This window comes from Cytobacillus sp. ABV4_503 (assembly GCF_056158445.1).
On sequence record NZ_JBSWTH010000001.1, the window covers coordinates 1,819,866 to 1,836,770 of the forward strand.

The following is a 16,905-nucleotide window of genomic DNA, read 5'->3' on the forward strand; positions in this document are numbered from 1 at the left end:
TTAAGGAGTTTTTAAATGAATCAGGTAAAAGAGTTTCATACATTACAAGAAAAAGTTACAGATATGATTAGGGAATCTATTTTCAACCAGGTTTATAAACCGGGGGAAAGATTGATTCAAGATGAATTAGCTTCAAGATTTGGGGTGAGCAGGATGCCTGTAAGAGAGGCTCTCCGCTGTCTCGAGAGGGAAGGACTAGTAGCCTTTCTTCCCCATAAAGGAGCACAGGTAATTGGCTTTAGAAGGGAAGATATAGAAGAGCTGTATTATCTGAGAGCACTCCTGGAGGGCATCACTGTTCAAAAATCAATGAATTTTCTTACAAATGAGGATAAGTCAGACTTACATCTATTTGTAAAAAAAATGGACCAGGATATTGAAAACAATGATATGGATTCCTTTATTAGCCATAATCATCAGTTTCACATGCTGTTGCAAAAGGGATGTGATTGGAAAAAGATTAAATTGCTGACGAAGGAATTTATTGAGGGATACCCAGCTCATGTTCCAAGTCTCATTCCAAAAACAATGTTTGTTTCGAATGAAGAGCATAAACAAATGTTAAGAGCCCTTGAATTAAAGGATCCTATCATGCTGAGACAGCTGGTCGAAAGCCATATCATGAGGGCAGGGAATGCGCTTACTCAAGTAATTGAGTAAGCTATTCTTCCATGAAATTGGATCCAATATCCGCGAAGGAGGAGTTAACAATGGCACCTAAACGATCCTACTTATTTGTACCGGCAGTTTCTGAAAAAATAATGGGAAAAGCATTATCCAGTGCAGCAGACAGTGTTATTTTTGATCTGGAGGATGCCGTTGCCATTAATGAAAAAGAGATTGCTAGAGAAAGGGCAAAAAATTACTTGCTAAATTACCCAGCTGAAAAAGATGTGTATATCAGAATCAATGACTTTACAACTGTGTATTGGAGAAAAGATATCGAGTGTGCAGTTGAATCAGGTGCGAAGGGAATCATTGTCCCGAAAGCTGAAAGCGGCAGCAATATGAAAGTTATCTGCCTAACAGTGCTTGAGCTCCTTGAAAGGGCGGGAAGAAAAGGAGATCATTTTGAGGTGCTGCCACTTATCGAAACAGCTTCAGGTGTTCACTTTGCCTATGAAATTGCAAATTCTCATTCTTTGGTTCCGAGGCTAGTGTTTGGTTCAATTGACTATTCACTTGATATAGATTGCGAGCTAACTGATGGAGGTGAAGAGCTTTATTTTGCAAGGTCACAAATTGTTAATGCATCAAGGGCGGCAGGGATCGGCAGCCCAGTGGATGCGGTATATCCAGATCTATCCAATGAAGAAGGGTTATACAGAGAGGCCGTCCGGGCTAGAATTTCAGGATTTAAATCCAAGCTGTCTATTCATCCAAAACAGATAAATGCCATTCATCAGGTTTTTACTCCGGACGAAAAAGCCTTGGAAGAAGCAAGAGAAATAGTAGAAGCGTTTGAAGAGGCTGAACTTAATGGGAGTGCGTCCATTTCGGTAAGAAATAAATTAGTGGATTATCCAGTATATAAAAAAGCAAAAGGGCTTTTAAACTATTCATGTTTATAAGAGGAGAGATAAAATGGTAACCACCCAAATTGCTAGAAATATCAATCATACAAATTTTGAACAAATAAGCGGAAATGCTGTATATGAAGCTAAGAGAAGTCTATTGAACTGGCTCGGTGTTGCTATGGGAGCAGCCTATCATGAATCAATGGATAAAGTTTTAAATGTTTCAAAATTGATGGAAAGCACCCCGCAGGCGTCTATTCTTGGAAGAAATGAAAAGACTGATATGCTTTTCGCAGCTTTGCTAAACGGCATGTCATCCCATATTTATGACTTTGATGACACACTGCTTGAAACAGTTCTTCACCCTTCTTCCCCTGTTTTTCCTGCTGTATTAGCATATAGCCAATATAAGAAAAAAACCGGTAAAGAGGTTTTAGAGGCTTTCATTTTAGGCTGTGAGGTTCAGGCCAGACTTGCCCTGGCTGTATACCCTTCCCACTACTGGCGGGGCTGGCATATTACCGGAAGCGTTGGAGGAATTGGCGCTGCTGCAGCAATGAGCAAGCTCTTAAGGCTTGACGAGGAGAAAACTTCCTTTGCTATTGGGATAGCCGCAACCGATCCTACCGGATTAAGAGAAATGTTTGGAACAATGACAAAGCCTTATCATCCGGGAAAAGCAGCGATGAATGGGATGCTTGCAGCATTCATTGCAGGCGAAGGGTTTACAAGTTCTAAACAAGCATTGGAAGCAGAGCGCGGATTTATCAATGTTTTATCAGAAGAATCTAAAATGGAACTGCTGACAGATAAATGGGGAGATAAATGGGAAATTGAGAAAAACAGCTATAAGCCATTTGCCAGCGGCATTGTAACCCATCCGTCCATTGAAGGAATCATTGCCATACAGAGAGCACATAACTTAAAAGCAGAAGAAGTAGAAGAAATTCATATTACAGGACATCCTCTAGTTAAAGAACTAACCGGCAAAACAGATTTTAAAACAGGTCTTGAAGGGAAATTTAGTGTTTACCATTGCGTCGCTGCAGGATTCCTTCATTTAAGAGCTGGCGTGAATGAGTTTACTGATGATTTCGTTAATAAACCTGAAGTAAAGGCTTTAAGGACAAAAATACAGCTGAAGATAGATGAGAATATTAAAGAAGACCAGGTCAGATTAACAGTAAAATTGAAAGATGGCAGGGAACTCAGCCATTTCGTTGAACATGCTATTGGCAGTATGGATAAGCCTATGACTGATCAGCAATTGATTGATAAATTCAAGGATGTTACGGGAAATATCATTAGTGAGGAAGCAAAAAAATTACTTATTGATCAGGTATTCCGCCTGGAAGAAATAGAGGATTTGGAAGAATTTTTCCAGATGTGTACACCAGTTGAATCAGCCAGCCGTATTTAAGCAAAAGAAAGAAGGAGAGTAAATTGGGTTCTCCGAATACCAAGGCAAAAGTAAATTTTATGCCAAAGTCATCCTGGGTAAATTCCATTGGGTCTTCAAAAACATTTACCCTAATGCTGGGTGCTGCTCTGTCTGCATCTGTCTACGCTGTTTTGCCTGGAAGCAGTGTTTCTGCCAAAATCATGCTCGCCCTTTTGGTCTTAAGTGTCTTTTACTGGACATTTGAGCCCTTGCCGCTTGGGGTTACTGCTGTACTGCTGCTGGTGTTAATGCTGTTATTTAAAATTGTGACCATGGATATTATCTTCAGCGGTTTTTCCTCACCAGCCATTTTTTTGATAATTGGGGGAATGATGCTGGCAAGAGGAGTTAATGATACCCCACTTGCTAAAAGACTGGCATATTTGATTTTGGCAAAGTGGGCCGGCACAGCAAAAGGTTTATTAGCAAGCATTTTGCTCATCCCTCAGGTGCAGGCTTTTTTTATCCCTGCAGTAGCTGTAAGAGCTACCCTGATATTACCTGTTGCTTTAATGGCGCTCGATCATATAGGTGTTAAGAAGGATGGAAATCTGCGGAAAATGATTCTGCTTGGTGTTGCATTTGGCGGAACAATAAGCGGAACGATTGTCATGACGGCAGCAATCGGAAATATCTTGACGGTAGAATTATTAAAGCAGTTTTTGGGGATTCAAATAACTTATTTACAATGGTTCATGTACACGGTTCCAATATGGCTGCTTTTAATTCCCCTATCCTGGCTGTTATTAATCAAGGTATTTCCCTTGCCAAAAGAAAATGAAGAATTTCATCATTTGAAGGAGGAAATGGACAAAAAGCTGAAAGAGTTAGGTGCTATCAATACAGATGAAAAAAAATGCATCGGTATTTTAATTCTTATTGTATGTTTATGGTTTACCGAACCGCTGCATGGACTTCACCCAAGCATTCCAACCCTGATAGGTGTTATATTAATGGCATTTCCAGGTGTAGGCTGTTCGAAGTGGGATAGTATGGTAAAAATCAATTTTGATACTATTCTCATTATGGGTGTAACTTTATCGCTTGGCTATGCTTTTAATCATTCGGGGGCAGCGGAACTTGTAGGGACTACTTTAAGTGCGGGATGGATTATTGATCTGCTTCGCACACCGCTTACTGCTGTTGCATCCATTTTAATTATCACACAAATCCTGCATTTGGCTGTTGCCAACGTATCGACAGCAGTTGTGACGCTAATTCCTATTTTTATCGGGCTGTCTGGCAAGGCAGGTGCCGATCCGGTATTAATATGTATTACGGCTTCACTAGCCTGCCTCCATGGATATATTCTTGTAGTTGAAGCAACTCCCAATATTATTGTCCATAGCACTGGGCAGATCCAGCAAAAAGAGTTTATTATCCCGGGAATCTATATGACTATTATTATGATGGTCGTTACAATATTAACGGCTGTAACGTGGTGGAACTGGCTCGGTTTTTTGTAAAATAAACTTAAGTGTCAGAAAAGTGTAGACAATAATATTTGGATCCTGTATCCTAAAACTAAAATAGGATAAGGAAAGGTATTTGAAATATGTCTATGAATCAGGACTTACGAATTGAGAATAGGGATACACTCCATTTAAAAGTGTGCAATGTAATAAGAGAAGCGATTATCAGAGGGGATTTCAAGCCGGGTGAAAGGTTAAAGCAATCAGATCTGGCAGAAAAAATGGGCGTTAGCAGGATGCCTGTTCGAGAAGCATTTAGAAAACTGGAGTCAGAGGGACTTATTAAGCTGGAGCCGCATAAAGGTGCCGTAGTGAAATCAATCAGCATTAAGGACATTGAAGAAATTTATGCCTTAAGATCTGAGCTGGAGAAAATGGCTGTTTACCAAAGCGTTGATTTTTTAACAGACGAAGATATCACCCAGCTTTCTTCGCTTGTAGCAGAAATGGAAAAGGCCGATGATGCAGACACTTTTGTACAGTATAACATTGACTTTCACCGTTTGCTTGTAAAAAGATGTAATTGGGAACGTCTTAATTCATTTATTGGCACATTGTGGAATGGCCTTCCGCAGCAAACACCACACCTTCTAACCGGACAAATTGAAACCTCAAATACAGAGCATAGAAAAATCCTTGAAGCAGTTGTAAAAAAAGATAAAGAAACCGCTGCTAATATTGTATCGGAGCATATCTACCGAACAGGAGAATCATTAATAGAAAGCCTGAAGAAAGAAGGGAAGTAAATTCCCTTTCTTTATAAATTGGATCCAATATCCAAAAAGGAGAAATGAAAAATGGGCAGAATGCTGGAGGATGTTAGTAAAACTATTCTAAAAGAACATGGTGTCCCTGTGCCAGGCCATGCAGTTATTTCAGGTAGTGAAGAAATAACTGAACATCATTTATCAAAACCATGTGTTTTAAAAGCTTTGGTTCCCGTAGGAAAAAGAGGAAAAGCCGGGGCTATCAAGTTTGCAGACACTGTTGAAGAGGCAAGGAGCAAAGCAGATGATATTTTCGGTATGACAGTTAGAAATTTTCCTGTAGATAAGGTCTTGTTGGAAGAAAAGATTGATATTGATGAAGAATGGTATGTTTCTATTACAATTGACCCTCAAAAACAGGTTCCGGTAGTTATTGCTACCACAGAAGGTGGAGTTGAAGTAGAAGATCTTGTTAAAGATTCTCCTGAGAAAGTTGTAATTTATCATGTTGAACCTTTTGCCGAGCTTCAGCCATACCAGTCAAAGGAAATTTGGAGCAAACTCGGAGTTACGGGCAAGCCTTTAGTAAAAGCTGCAGCAATCCTATGCAAATTATATAATATCTTTCTTAGGTATGACTGTTATATATTGGAAATTAACCCGTTGGTACTTACAAGGGACGAAGAAGTAATGGCAGCGGCTTCGGTAATGGGTATGGATGATTCAGCGCTATATCGCCACCCGGAACTTGAAGGCAAGGTGGAATCAGGCAGTGAACGTTCCTGGAGGCCTTTAACCCAGCTTGAGAAGGATATGGTAAAAGTTAATGACGCAGATTATCGCGGAACAGCACGCTATACTGAAATGGATGGCGGTGAAATTGGTTTTATGTGCGGAGGCGGAGGAGGAAGCTTATTAAGTTTTGACGCCCTTATTAATTTAGGAGCCTCTCCTGCAAATTACACAGAAACGGGAGGTAATCCGCCAGAAGAAAAAGTAACGGGATTAACAAAAGGAATTCTCTCCAAGGAAGGAGTAAAGGGCCTGTTTGTGGCACACAACATAACCAATAATACACAAATCGATGTCTTTGCCCGGGGAATTGTAAAGGCCATTGAAGAATTAGGCGTAGACCCTGCAGAGTTTCCCATAGTTGTGAGGGAAGCAGGAGTTAATGACGAAGAGGGAAAAAGAATTTTTCTTGAAGCAGGTATTACTTATTTCGGAGAAGATTTAACAATTGAAGAAGCAGCAGCAGAAATGGTTAAAAAGATGAGAGGGGTATCCTAAATGTCAATTCTAATCAATCAAAACACTCGATTAGCTGTACAAGGAATTACAGGCCGGGAAGCTTCTATGATTGTCAGCCATACTCTTGCCTATGGTACTAATATTTTTGCAGGCATTACACCAGGTAAAGGAGGACAGCATGTACAAGGAGTACCAGTTTACGACACGGTTGCAGAAGCTGTTAAAAAGCATGATATAAATGCATCTCTGATTGTTGTGCCTCCTGCGTTTGCATTGGATGCTGTTCTCGAAGCAATTTCAAGTGGAATTAAGCTGATTGTTGTTACAACAGAAAATATACCTCAGCATGATGCAGTAAAATTGCTATACGCTGCGCGAAAACAAAATGTTACGATCATCGGTCCTAATACGGTTGGCATGATCAATCCAAAGGACCGCATAAAGATGGGATCAATAGGTGGAGATCGGCCTGAACGATGTTTCGTTCCTGGAAATGTCGGAGTGATTTCAAGAAGCGGTGGGATGACTGCTGAAACCTCCTGGATGGTTAAGAGGGCCGGGTATGGTGTTACAACAAGTATAGGAATTGGCGGAGATAGTTTGATCGGAACCACTATTAAAGACCTTCTTGTTCTGTTTGAAAAAGACGATGAAACAGAAGCTGTTGTTACTTTTTCAGAGCCTGGAACCTCATTTGAAGAGGACGCTGCCCAATTATTAAAGGAAGGCGGTTTTACAAAGCCGTTAATATCTTTTGTTGCCGGGAAGTTTACAGAATCCATGCCGGAAGGGACAGTTTTTGGCCATGCCGGTGCAATGATTTCCGGAAACTCAGGACGTCCCTCATTAAAGATGAAAGCGCTTAAAGATTCAGGTGCACATGTTGTGGAGAAGTATGATGATATCATTAGCGTTTTAAAAGCGGTATTAGGTGCAAAAGTAGGTGAGGTAAAATGACATTAACCCGAATGTTAGCTGAATATGCGAGTAATGTTAGATTTGAAGATTTGCCTGATGAAGTTGTTGAGTATACCAAACTATGTATTTTGGATTGGTATGGCTCAGCACTTGCGGGAAAAGATGAAAAACCGATTCTATCCATATTGGAATTGACTCAAGAATGGGGCGGGAATGAACAAGCAACGCTTATTACCGGGGGAAAGTCTTCGATTGGCAATGCCTGCTTAGTCAACGCAGCTGCCAGCCATATTGTAGAGTTGGATGATATTCATAAATCATCCATTATCCATGCAGGCACGGTGGTCATTCCAGCAGCTGCAGCTGTTGCTGAAGCATATGGATTAAGCGGAAAAGACCTTATTACTGCCGTAGCTGTGGGTTATGAAATTTGCTACAGAATTGGAGAGGCTGTTTCTCCTTCCCATTATTATTACTGGCATAACACAGCAACCTGCGGGACTTTTGGTTCTGCTGCAGCAGCAGCTAAGCTTCTTAACTTAAATGTAGGGCAAATTATGTATGCTCTCGGAAATGCTGGCACACAAGCAGCCGGTTTATGGGAGTTTATTGAGGATGGAGCTAACACAAAACAGCTGCATACTGCAAAAGCAGCTTATAATGGCGCACTTGCTGCCTTGCTTGCAAAAAAAGATTTCACTTCAGCATCCAAAATTCTGGAAGGCAGAAGGGGCTTTTTTAATGCCATGTCAGAGAAATATGATGCAGATAAAATTACAAGGAATCTTGGCAAAGAATTTAAAATTATAGAAAATAGTTTTAAAATCCATGCCTCCTGCCGCCACACACATCCAGCGATGGATTGTATATTAAACATCATGAAGGAAAACGCCCTCACCCATCAGCAAATACAGAGCATCTCAATTAAAACCTATCAAACTGTCCTGAATATAACAGATAACCCAAACCCTGATACAGTGTATGCTTCTAAATTTAGCAGCCAGTTTTGCGCGGCTCTAATTGCAACGAAGGGTTCTGCCTCATTAATCGATTATAATAATGAAATTTTACAATCACCAGAGTTAAGAAATCTGATGGAAAAAGTCAGTGTTGAAGCCGATCCCTATTACGAAAATGCTTATCCTGAAAAATGGGGGGCAAAGGTAGTCATTAAAATGAAGGATGGCAGAACATTCAGTGAAGGAACAGATTATCCAAAGGGTGATCCGGAAAAACCTGCGGATAAGGAAGAACTGATTCAAAAATTTATAACTATGACTTTAGACAAAGTATGGAACGCTGAAGAAAAGGTTCAGGCAATTTTACAATTAGAAGAAATTAGCGCAGCTGAAATGATGGAAGCGGGGGAAGAGTCGTGCAAACAAATACAGTAGCGCCTCTTTCAAATTCAAGAAGATTTGTTCTTACAAGACTGCATTCACTAGCGGGGCTTATCCCGCTAGGCCTTTTTTTAATACAGCACTTAATGGGGAATGCATTGGCTATCCTAGGAAGCGAGAAATATGACGAACATATTCAATTTATGCTCAATCTCCCATTTTTGCTCTTGCTTGAAATTGGATTAATAGCCATTCCCCTATTATTTCACGCTATCTACGGAATCTATCTATCTTTCATTTCCAAACCGAATGCACATGTATATAAATACAAGCGAAATATAAGTTTTCTTCTCCAAAGGGTTACAGGAATTATTACCTTTATTTTTGTTATCTATCATGTCTGGTCACTTAGAATTAGTCCTGTAATCAGTGGAAATGAGGTTAATCATCAGGTGGTTGGGGAACATTTGGCAAACCCTGTTATGATGATTTTTTATATGGCAGGTGTATTAAGCACAACCTATCATTTTACAAATGGAATTTCCACTGCTCTCATAACTTGGGGGTTAACAATTGGTCCTTCATCCCAAAAAACGGTCAGAAATCTGTGCTTTGGATTGTTTATTATTTTAACTGTCTTGGGATTGGGAAGTCTAATTTCATTTGTTAGTTAACGTCACCTAGGATAGTAAGTTTTATGCTTTCAGACGGAAAGGGGGATATTATGAAAAACCAGGAAATTATTGTGATTGGCGGCGGCCTGGCAGGATTGATGGCCACTATTAAAATAGCAGAAGCCAAAAAGAAAGTGAAATTGTTTTCTCTTGTCCCGGTTCGCCGTTCCCACTCGGTGTGTGCGCAAGGTGGCATCAATGGGGCTGTAAATACAAAGGGAGAAGGGGACTCTGTATGGGAGCACTTTGATGATACGATTTATGGCGGTGACTTTTTAGCCAATCAGCCTCCTGTAAAAGCAATGTGCGAAGCTGCACCGGACATTATTTATTTATTGGCTAGAATTGGTGTGCAATTTAACCGTACAGAAGAAGGCCATATTGATTTTAGAAGGCTAGGAGGTGCTAAATATTCCAGGACGGCTTTTGCTGGATCGACAACAGGTCAGCAAATTCTTTATGCGCTGGATGAACAAGTTCGCAAATATGAAGCTGAGGGTCTTGTTGAAAAATTTGAATACTGGGAATTAGTATCGCTTATTAAAGATGATGAAGGAAGATGCAGAGGCATTTCTGCTCAGAATTTAAAATCGATGGCAATTCAGACATTTAAATCAGATGCAGTCATTTTAGCATCAGGCGGCATAGGCAACATCTTTAGAAAAAGTACAAATTCGATCATCAATACAGGAAGTGCACATAGCATTGCATACCAGCAAGGTGCGAGATATGCAAATGGCGAATTTATTCAGATTCATCCAACTGCAATTCCAGGGGATGACAAACTTCGGCTGATGTCAGAGTCAGCCCGCGGTGAGGGTGGAAGAGTATGGGTCTATAAAGAGGGTAAACCATGGTATTTTCTCGAGGAGAAGTATCCTGCTTACGGAAATCTCGTGCCAAGAGATATTGCAACAAGGGAAATCTTCCATGTATGCGTTGACCTCAAGCTTGGCATCAACGGAGAAAATATGGTTTACCTTGATCTTTCCCACCTGCCTGCAGAATTACTGCAGAAAAAGCTTGGCGGAATACTTGATATCTACGAAAAATTTGTGGGCGATGATCCAAGAAAACTCCCGATGAAAATATTCCCAGCTATGCATTACTCAATGGGCGGCCTCTGGGTTGATTATGATCAGATGACAAATATACCCGGCCTTTTTGCATGCGGAGAATGTGATTACCAATTTCACGGCGGAAACCGTCTTGGAGCTAATTCCTTAGTTTCTGCTATATATGGCGGGATGGTGGCAGGCCCTAATGCTGTCAGCTATATAAATAGCCTTGAAAAATCTTGTGAAGACCTTGCACCATTCATTTTTGAAAAGGAAAAGAAAAAGCAAGAAGAAGAAGTTGAAAAAATCTGCAAAATGAACGGGCATGAAAATCCATATCAGCTGCACGTCGAGATGAGTGACTGGATGGTGGATAATGTGACTGTTGTCAGATATAATGACCGCCTTCAAAAAACAGATGAGAAACTCCAGGAACTTCAAACGCGTTTCAGAAACATTGGAATTGATGATGCATCAAGGTGGCATAACAGAACCGTACCGTTTGTCCGTCAGCTTAAAAATATGCTTGAGCTTGCCAGAGTCATTACGCTTGGCGCTCTTAACCGGAATGAGAGCAGGGGTGCTCACTATAAACCTGAGTTCCCAAATAGGGATGATGAAAATTGGCTAAAAACTACTATTGCTACATATACCCCGTTTGGTCCAAGCCTTTCTTATGAACCAGTTGATCTTAAATATATTGCTCCAAGGCCAAGGAGATATGACATTGTAACATCAGGACAAAAAGAAGAGGAATCAAAAGTATAAGGAAAAGAAGGTGAAAAGATGGGTGCTGCAGTAGATATCAAGCTTAAAATAAAGCGAAAAGACTCTTCTGATTCTCCCTTTTACTGGGAGGAATTTAACATACCTTTCCGGAAGAATATGAATGTAATATCTGCCTTAATGGAGATACAGAAAAATCCGGTTAACGCAAAGGGAGAAAAAGTAAGATCAGTAGCTTGGGAATATAACTGTCTGGAGGAAGTCTGCGGAGCTTGCAGTATGAGAATAAATGGAAAAGTTCGCCAGGCGTGCTCTACCTTGGTGGATCGGCTGGAACAGCCAATCCAATTAGAGCCAATGGAAACATTTCCTGTAGAAAAGGATCTGGTTGTAAACAGAGACCGCATGTTTAGTGCTCTCAAAAAAATAAAAGGCTGGATCCCTATAGATGGAACCTATGCATTGGGGGCTGGTCCTCTAATTTCCTCAGATGTTCAGCAAGAAGCTTATAAGTATTCAACCTGTATGACATGCGGATGCTGCCTGGATGCATGCCCAAATGTTAATAGCAGTTCACCATTTATTGGCCCGCAGGTATTAGGGCAGACTAAATATTTTAATATGCACCCTACTGGAGCACAGCAGAAGAATGATAGATTATCAGTAATGATTGGGGAGGAAGGGTTAGCTAACTGCGGAAACTCCCAGAACTGTGTTCAGGTTTGCCCTAAGGAAATCCCATTAACAACTGCCATTGCTGAACTAAATAAAGATGCAAATAAATTTGCATTATGGAGCTGGTTAAAGAGATGAGGGCAATTCAATATAAACAATATGACGTATTGGTAATTGGCGGGGGAGAGGCTGCTTTGGCTGCTGCCATTTCTGCTAAAGAAGAGGGTGCGTCAGTGGTTCTGGTTACAAAAGGAAAAGCAGGGCTTGGGGGTTCATCTGTTATTTCAGATAGTGTGCATTCCGCCATTTTTTCTCCAGGAGATTCACCTGATATGTTCTTAAAGGATCTATTAGAAGGAGGCAGGCATTTATCAGATAAAAGGTTAGCTAGAATTTTAGCTGAAGAGTGTACTGTCAGAGTCAATGAATTAGAAAGCAAATTTGGAATTCATTTAGAAAGGGAAAAGGTGGTTAATACTCCTGGCCATTCTCATCCAAGAAGAGTTTATGCCGGAACAGGACTTGGAAAAAATATTACAAAGCCGATGCGTGATTATGCAATAGAAATAGGTATTGATTTTCATGAACAATCTGCAGTTGTTGATTTAATAAAAGATAATAATGAAGTAAAAGGTGCGCTGTTCCAAAAAGACAAGAAGTTTTATATTATTTATTCACCGGCTGTTATATTGGCAACCGGGGGTTTTGGAGGACTCTATCAATCTTCGGATAATCCAAGGGATGTATCGGGTGAAGGAATTGGCATGGCATGGAGACATGGCGCTATTCTTGTTGATATGGAGTTTGTGCAATTTTATCCATACCGTTTGCAGCATCCGGGAAATATTGATATCATGACAAAAATTTTTGCGAAAGGAGCTTTTCTTGTAAACGAAAGAGGGGAACGGTTTATGGAAAAGTATCCTAAAAAAGAGCTTGAAACAAGAGATAAACTCAGTTATGCGATGTTTAAGGAAAATAAAGTACTTCTGGATTTTTCTGCGGTGGCGGGGAATGTTCTTCAGCTTGACAGTCCATATCTGTATCGTCTGTATCAAAAAGGGCATGAGGGAGAATGGGTTATGAGTCCTGTACAGCATTATTGTATGGGTGGAATCCAGACTGATGAATGGGGAAGAACAAACATTCCAGGTCTATACGCTTGCGGAGAAGTGACGGGCGGACTACATGGGGCGAATCGTTTAGGCGGGGGCTCTTTAACTGAATCACTGGTTTTTGGATACCGTGCGGGAAAGATGGCTGTACAGGAAAAATCGATGGAGAGCATTGCCGGCATTATGGCCTCAGGAACAGAAGAATTAATAGATAACTCTCCAATAATTGGGGAATCTGAAATGATCAAAAAAGTAAAAGACGTTATGTGGCAGAAGGTGGGGATTGAAAGAACCTCCCTTTCTTTGAAGGAAGCTGCAGATGAATTAAATTTAATCGCGTTAAATTTGGAGAATGAAAATAGTATTCAGGCTCTCCAGATTTGTGATAAAGTACGATCCGCATGGGCATCAGCAATCTCCGCAGCTGCAAGGAAAGAAAGCCGCGGAGCACATAAAATTCAGGATGTTAAAGAAGAAAAGAAGGAGTGGCAGGGCAAAAACAGAATACACAAAACTAGCCTGCAATTTACTCCGTTATCTTCCAAAGTTGAGATGCCTTAAAGATGAAAAAGGAGAAGATCGTATGAGAACAATTACTTATGAGGAAATTGTTGAACGAGTTTCGAAAATGTGTCAGGAAGCAAATTTTGATTTAGGGCAGGACGTAGTGGAAGCTTTTCAATCAGCATTAAAAAATGAATCTTCTGAAACCGGCAAAGACATACTGGAACAGCTAATCTTAAATGCTGATATTGCAAAAAGCGAACGGGTTCCAATGTGCCAGGACACTGGAGTATCAGTATTTATCGTTGAGGTTGGACAGGACTGCCATATTGCTGGAGGCAGCATTTATAATGCTATAAATGAAGGCGTTAAAAAAGGTTATGAAGAAGGGTATTTGAGACATTCAATCGTGGATCACCCTATTACCCGGGAAAAAAGCAAGGGCTATAACACTCCTTCCATAATCCACATTGAACTTGTACCTGGGGATCAAATCGTCATCCATATGTCTGCAAAAGGGGGCGGAAGTGAAAACATGAGCAGTCTAAAAATGCTCAAGCCATCAGATGGTCTTGAAGGCATTAAGAAGTATATCCTTGATACGGTTGCAATGGCAGGGCCAAATGCCTGTCCTCCTCTTGTGGTGGGAGTTGGAATTGGAGGCAATTTTGAAAGATGTGCCTATTTAGCGAAGAAATCACTGTTCAGACCAATTGGCCACCGAAGCGAACGCCCAGAGCTTGCCCAATTAGAAAACGAGTTAATGGAAGAAATCAATAAACTGGGTATTGGGCCACAGGGCATGGGAGGAAATACAACTGCACTTGATGTGAAAATTGAGATAGAGCCTTGCCACATTGCTGCATTGCCTGTAGCTGTTAATTTAAACTGCCATGCAAGCAGACATAAAGAAGTCAGATTGTAGGAGGAATTCATTTGTGTGCTAATATAGTTAGCAGCCCAATAGATGAACAAGTATTGATCAGTTTAAAAGCTGGTGACCGTGTCTTGATCAGCGGAACGATATTTACAGCGAGAGATGCAGCTCATAAAAGAATGTCAGAAGCCCTCCAAAAAGGGGAAGACCTTCCTTTCAAAATTAAAGGCCAAACCATTTATTATGTTGGACCAACCCCAGCAAAGCCAGGACAGATTATTGGATCAGCCGGGCCGACTACAAGCGGAAGAATGGATAAATATACACCCTCACTGCTGGATCGGGGCTTAAAAGGGATGATCGGAAAAGGCTACCGGAGCCAGGAAGTAATCGATTCAATGAAGAAAAATAAAGCGGTCTATTTTGCAGCAATTGGCGGTTCTGGAGCATTGATCGCCAGATCTATTAAATCAATGGAAGTAATTGCTTATGAGGATTTAGGACCTGAAGCGATTTATAAACTGACTGTAGAGAACTTCCCGGCAGTCGTAATTATTGATAGCGAAGGAACAGACTGGTATCAAGTGGGGAAAGAGCAATTTAAGCAGCAGGCAGATCAGTAAAATGCAGCAGGAAGATTGCTGATAAAACAAAACCTCTGAAGTGTTTGTCCGGGGTTTTGTTTTTTTAGTTATTAAAGGCATTTTTTATAATTAAGGAGGGGATTTGAATGAAAATAGAAAGATTGGACCATTTAGTGCTGACGGTACAAAGTATTGAAAAGACTTGTGACTATTATAATAAAGTATTGGGAATGGAGATAATAACATTTGGTGAAGGCAGAAAAGCCTTGAGGTTTGGAATCCAGAAAATAAATCTTCACCAAAAAGGGAATGAATATGAGCCCAAAGCCCTTAATCCAGCAGCTGGATCAGGAGATTTATGCTTCATTACAAAAACTGGTATGAATGAAGTGATAAAACATTTAGAGTGTTGCAATATTGCAATAGAAGAAGGGCCAGTTGAAAGAACGGGGGCTCTTGGAGCAATTACTTCAGTCTATATTAGAGATCCGGATGGAAATCTTATCGAACTATCAAACTCCAATTAATACCGCATTTATAGCATTCACTAAAAGAAATCCCAAAGCCATCATAGCTTTGGGATTTCTTTTATAGCTTTATTGAAACATATTTTACTTCCAAAAATTCATCAAGACCATGGTGTCCGCCTTCTCGGCCCAGCCCGCTTTCCTTTAATCCTCCAAATGGTGCCTGTGCAGTAGAAGGGACCCCATCATTAATTCCGACTATGCCAAATTCCAATTTCTCATATGCTGTAATCGCTGTCTTTAAGTTTTCGGTAAAGGCATAGGCAGCAAGGCCATAACGGGAGCTATTTGCCTTTTCAATTACTTCCTCTATACTCGTAAATTCAATGATCGGGGCAACTGGGCCGAAGGTTTCCTCCTGCATAATCACCATCTCCTCATGAACCCCGCTCAAGATGGTAGGTTCAAAGAAATAGCCATTGCTATATTCCTTAATCCTGTTCCCTCCATGCTCGATAACTGCACCTTTTTCAACTGCATCATCGATATGCTTCTTTACTTTCGTATAGGCTGCTTCATTAATTAAAGGTCCAATTTCCGCATCTGGTTCATAGCCCAAACCTACTTTAATTTTCGCCACTTCCTCTTTAAGCTTAGCTGTAAATTTAGGAAGAATTGATTTTTCGACATAAATTCGATTTGCACATACACAAGTTTGGCCGCAGTTTCTAAATTTTGATCCGATTACTCCGCTGACCGCTTTATCCAAATCTGCATCGCCAAAAACGATGACAGGTGCATGACCTCCAAGTTCAAGTGAAACCTTCTTAACAGTTTCTGCAGCCCCACGCATCAGAAGCTTGCCTACTTCTGTTGATCCGGTAAATGTAATCTTGGCAACACGCTCATCCTGAAGCCAGGTTTGCCCGATTTGTTGGGCATCCCCGGTGATAACATTGATAACGCCTTTTGGGATGCCTGCCTTTTCTGCAAGTTCAGCTAGTTTTATGGCTGTCAAAGGAGTTAATTCTGCTGGTTTGATTACGGCTGTACAGCCAGCAGCCAGGGCAGGAGCCACCTTTCTGGTAATCATGGCTGCCGGAAAGTTCCATGGTGTTATTGCTGCTACAACACCAACTGGCTGTTTAATCAATAGGATTCTCTTATCATGAAAAGAAGCGGGTACTGTCTCACCGTAAATTCTTTTTGCTTCTTCTGCATACCAGGAAATGAAACTGGCTGCATATCCCACTTCACCCAGGGCCTCGGACAAAGGCTTCCCTTGCTCTTCCACTAAGACTCTTGCAACTTCTTCTTTATTTTCAATAAGAAGATCATGCCACTTTTTAAGCAAGGAGCTTCTTTCATAAGAGGTTGTCTGGGACCAGCTTTTTAATGCTTCATGAGCGGCATCAACAGCAAGTTTCGCTTCTTTTTCTCCGCCCTTTGGAACTGGGCTGACAATTTCTCCGGTAGCCGGATTGATAACATCAAAGCTTTTCCCTGATTCGGCCTGAACCCACTTTCCATTTATATACAACTTATTAAGATCTGCAACTTTACTGCTCAAAATAATCAA

At 40.8% G+C, this 16,905-nt stretch carries 16 protein-coding genes; 15 read left to right on the top strand and 1 reads right to left on the bottom strand.

Annotation, left to right across the window (positions count from 1 at the left end):
• The first annotated feature begins 15 nt into the window (after positions 1-15).
• From ACXAD1_RS09160 to ACXAD1_RS09230, 15 genes are all read left to right on the top strand, one after another.
• Positions 16-660: a GntR family transcriptional regulator gene (locus ACXAD1_RS09160; protein ID WP_206837027.1), complete on the top strand. Its 645-nt coding sequence runs from the start codon at positions 16-18 to the stop codon at positions 658-660.
• A 50-nt stretch (positions 661-710) separates the two neighbouring features.
• Entirely contained in the window at positions 711-1,571 is an 861-nt protein-coding gene (locus tag ACXAD1_RS09165) for an HpcH/HpaI aldolase/citrate lyase family protein (RefSeq protein WP_474909877.1), read from the top strand.
• A gap of 13 nt (positions 1,572-1,584) precedes the next feature.
• Positions 1,585-2,937, top strand: a complete 1,353-nt coding sequence (locus ACXAD1_RS09170) for an MmgE/PrpD family protein (protein ID WP_474909878.1) — start codon at positions 1,585-1,587, stop codon at positions 2,935-2,937.
• A gap of 23 nt (positions 2,938-2,960) precedes the next feature.
• Entirely contained in the window at positions 2,961-4,424 is a 1,464-nt protein-coding gene (locus tag ACXAD1_RS09175) for an SLC13 family permease (protein WP_474909879.1), read from the top strand.
• An 89-nt stretch (positions 4,425-4,513) separates the two neighbouring features.
• Complete coding sequence (locus tag ACXAD1_RS09180; RefSeq protein WP_206837038.1) at positions 4,514-5,176, top strand: GntR family transcriptional regulator; 663 nt, start codon at positions 4,514-4,516, stop codon at positions 5,174-5,176.
• A gap of 51 nt (positions 5,177-5,227) precedes the next feature.
• Positions 5,228-6,427, top strand: coding sequence for an ATP-grasp domain-containing protein (locus ACXAD1_RS09185; RefSeq protein ID WP_474909880.1), 1,200 nt, complete (start codon positions 5,228-5,230; stop codon positions 6,425-6,427).
• Positions 6,428-7,345, top strand: coding sequence for a succinate--CoA ligase subunit alpha (locus tag ACXAD1_RS09190; protein ID WP_474909881.1), 918 nt, complete (start codon positions 6,428-6,430; stop codon positions 7,343-7,345).
• Complete coding sequence (locus ACXAD1_RS09195; protein WP_474909882.1) at positions 7,342-8,700, top strand: MmgE/PrpD family protein; 1,359 nt, start codon at positions 7,342-7,344, stop codon at positions 8,698-8,700. Before ACXAD1_RS09190 ends, ACXAD1_RS09195 begins: the two co-directional genes overlap by 4 nt.
• Positions 8,682-9,320, top strand: coding sequence for a succinate dehydrogenase/fumarate reductase transmembrane subunit (locus ACXAD1_RS09200; RefSeq protein ID WP_206837049.1), 639 nt, complete (start codon positions 8,682-8,684; stop codon positions 9,318-9,320). Before ACXAD1_RS09195 ends, ACXAD1_RS09200 begins: the two co-directional genes overlap by 19 nt.
• Positions 9,321-9,370: 50 nt before the next feature.
• On the top strand, positions 9,371-11,146 hold the full coding sequence (sdhA, locus tag ACXAD1_RS09205; RefSeq protein ID WP_206837052.1) for a succinate dehydrogenase flavoprotein subunit: 1,776 nt from the start codon (positions 9,371-9,373) through the stop codon (positions 11,144-11,146).
• An 18-nt stretch (positions 11,147-11,164) separates the two neighbouring features.
• Positions 11,165-11,917 carry a succinate dehydrogenase iron-sulfur subunit gene (gene sdhB, locus ACXAD1_RS09210; RefSeq protein ID WP_474909883.1) on the top strand — a complete coding sequence of 251 codons (753 nt, stop codon included), beginning with the start codon at positions 11,165-11,167 and terminating at the stop codon, positions 11,915-11,917.
• On the top strand, positions 11,914-13,455 hold the full coding sequence (locus ACXAD1_RS09215) for an FAD-dependent oxidoreductase (RefSeq protein ID WP_206837058.1): 1,542 nt from the start codon (positions 11,914-11,916) through the stop codon (positions 13,453-13,455). Before sdhB ends, ACXAD1_RS09215 begins: the two co-directional genes overlap by 4 nt.
• A 22-nt stretch (positions 13,456-13,477) precedes the next feature.
• Positions 13,478-14,323, top strand: coding sequence for a fumarate hydratase (locus ACXAD1_RS09220; protein ID WP_206837061.1), 846 nt, complete (start codon positions 13,478-13,480; stop codon positions 14,321-14,323).
• Between the two features lie 11 nt (positions 14,324-14,334).
• Entirely contained in the window at positions 14,335-14,898 is a 564-nt protein-coding gene (locus tag ACXAD1_RS09225; protein WP_206837064.1) for a Fe-S-containing hydro-lyase, read from the top strand.
• A 107-nt stretch (positions 14,899-15,005) separates the two neighbouring features.
• Positions 15,006-15,386 carry a VOC family protein gene (locus tag ACXAD1_RS09230; RefSeq protein ID WP_206837066.1) on the top strand — a complete coding sequence of 127 codons (381 nt, stop codon included), beginning with the start codon at positions 15,006-15,008 and terminating at the stop codon, positions 15,384-15,386.
• Between the two features lie 61 nt (positions 15,387-15,447).
• On the opposite strand, the gene ACXAD1_RS09235 is transcribed toward ACXAD1_RS09230, so the two are convergent.
• Positions 15,448-16,896, bottom strand: coding sequence for an NAD-dependent succinate-semialdehyde dehydrogenase (locus tag ACXAD1_RS09235; protein WP_474909884.1), 1,449 nt, complete (start codon positions 16,894-16,896; stop codon positions 15,448-15,450).
• Between the last annotated feature and the right edge of the window lie 9 nt (positions 16,897-16,905).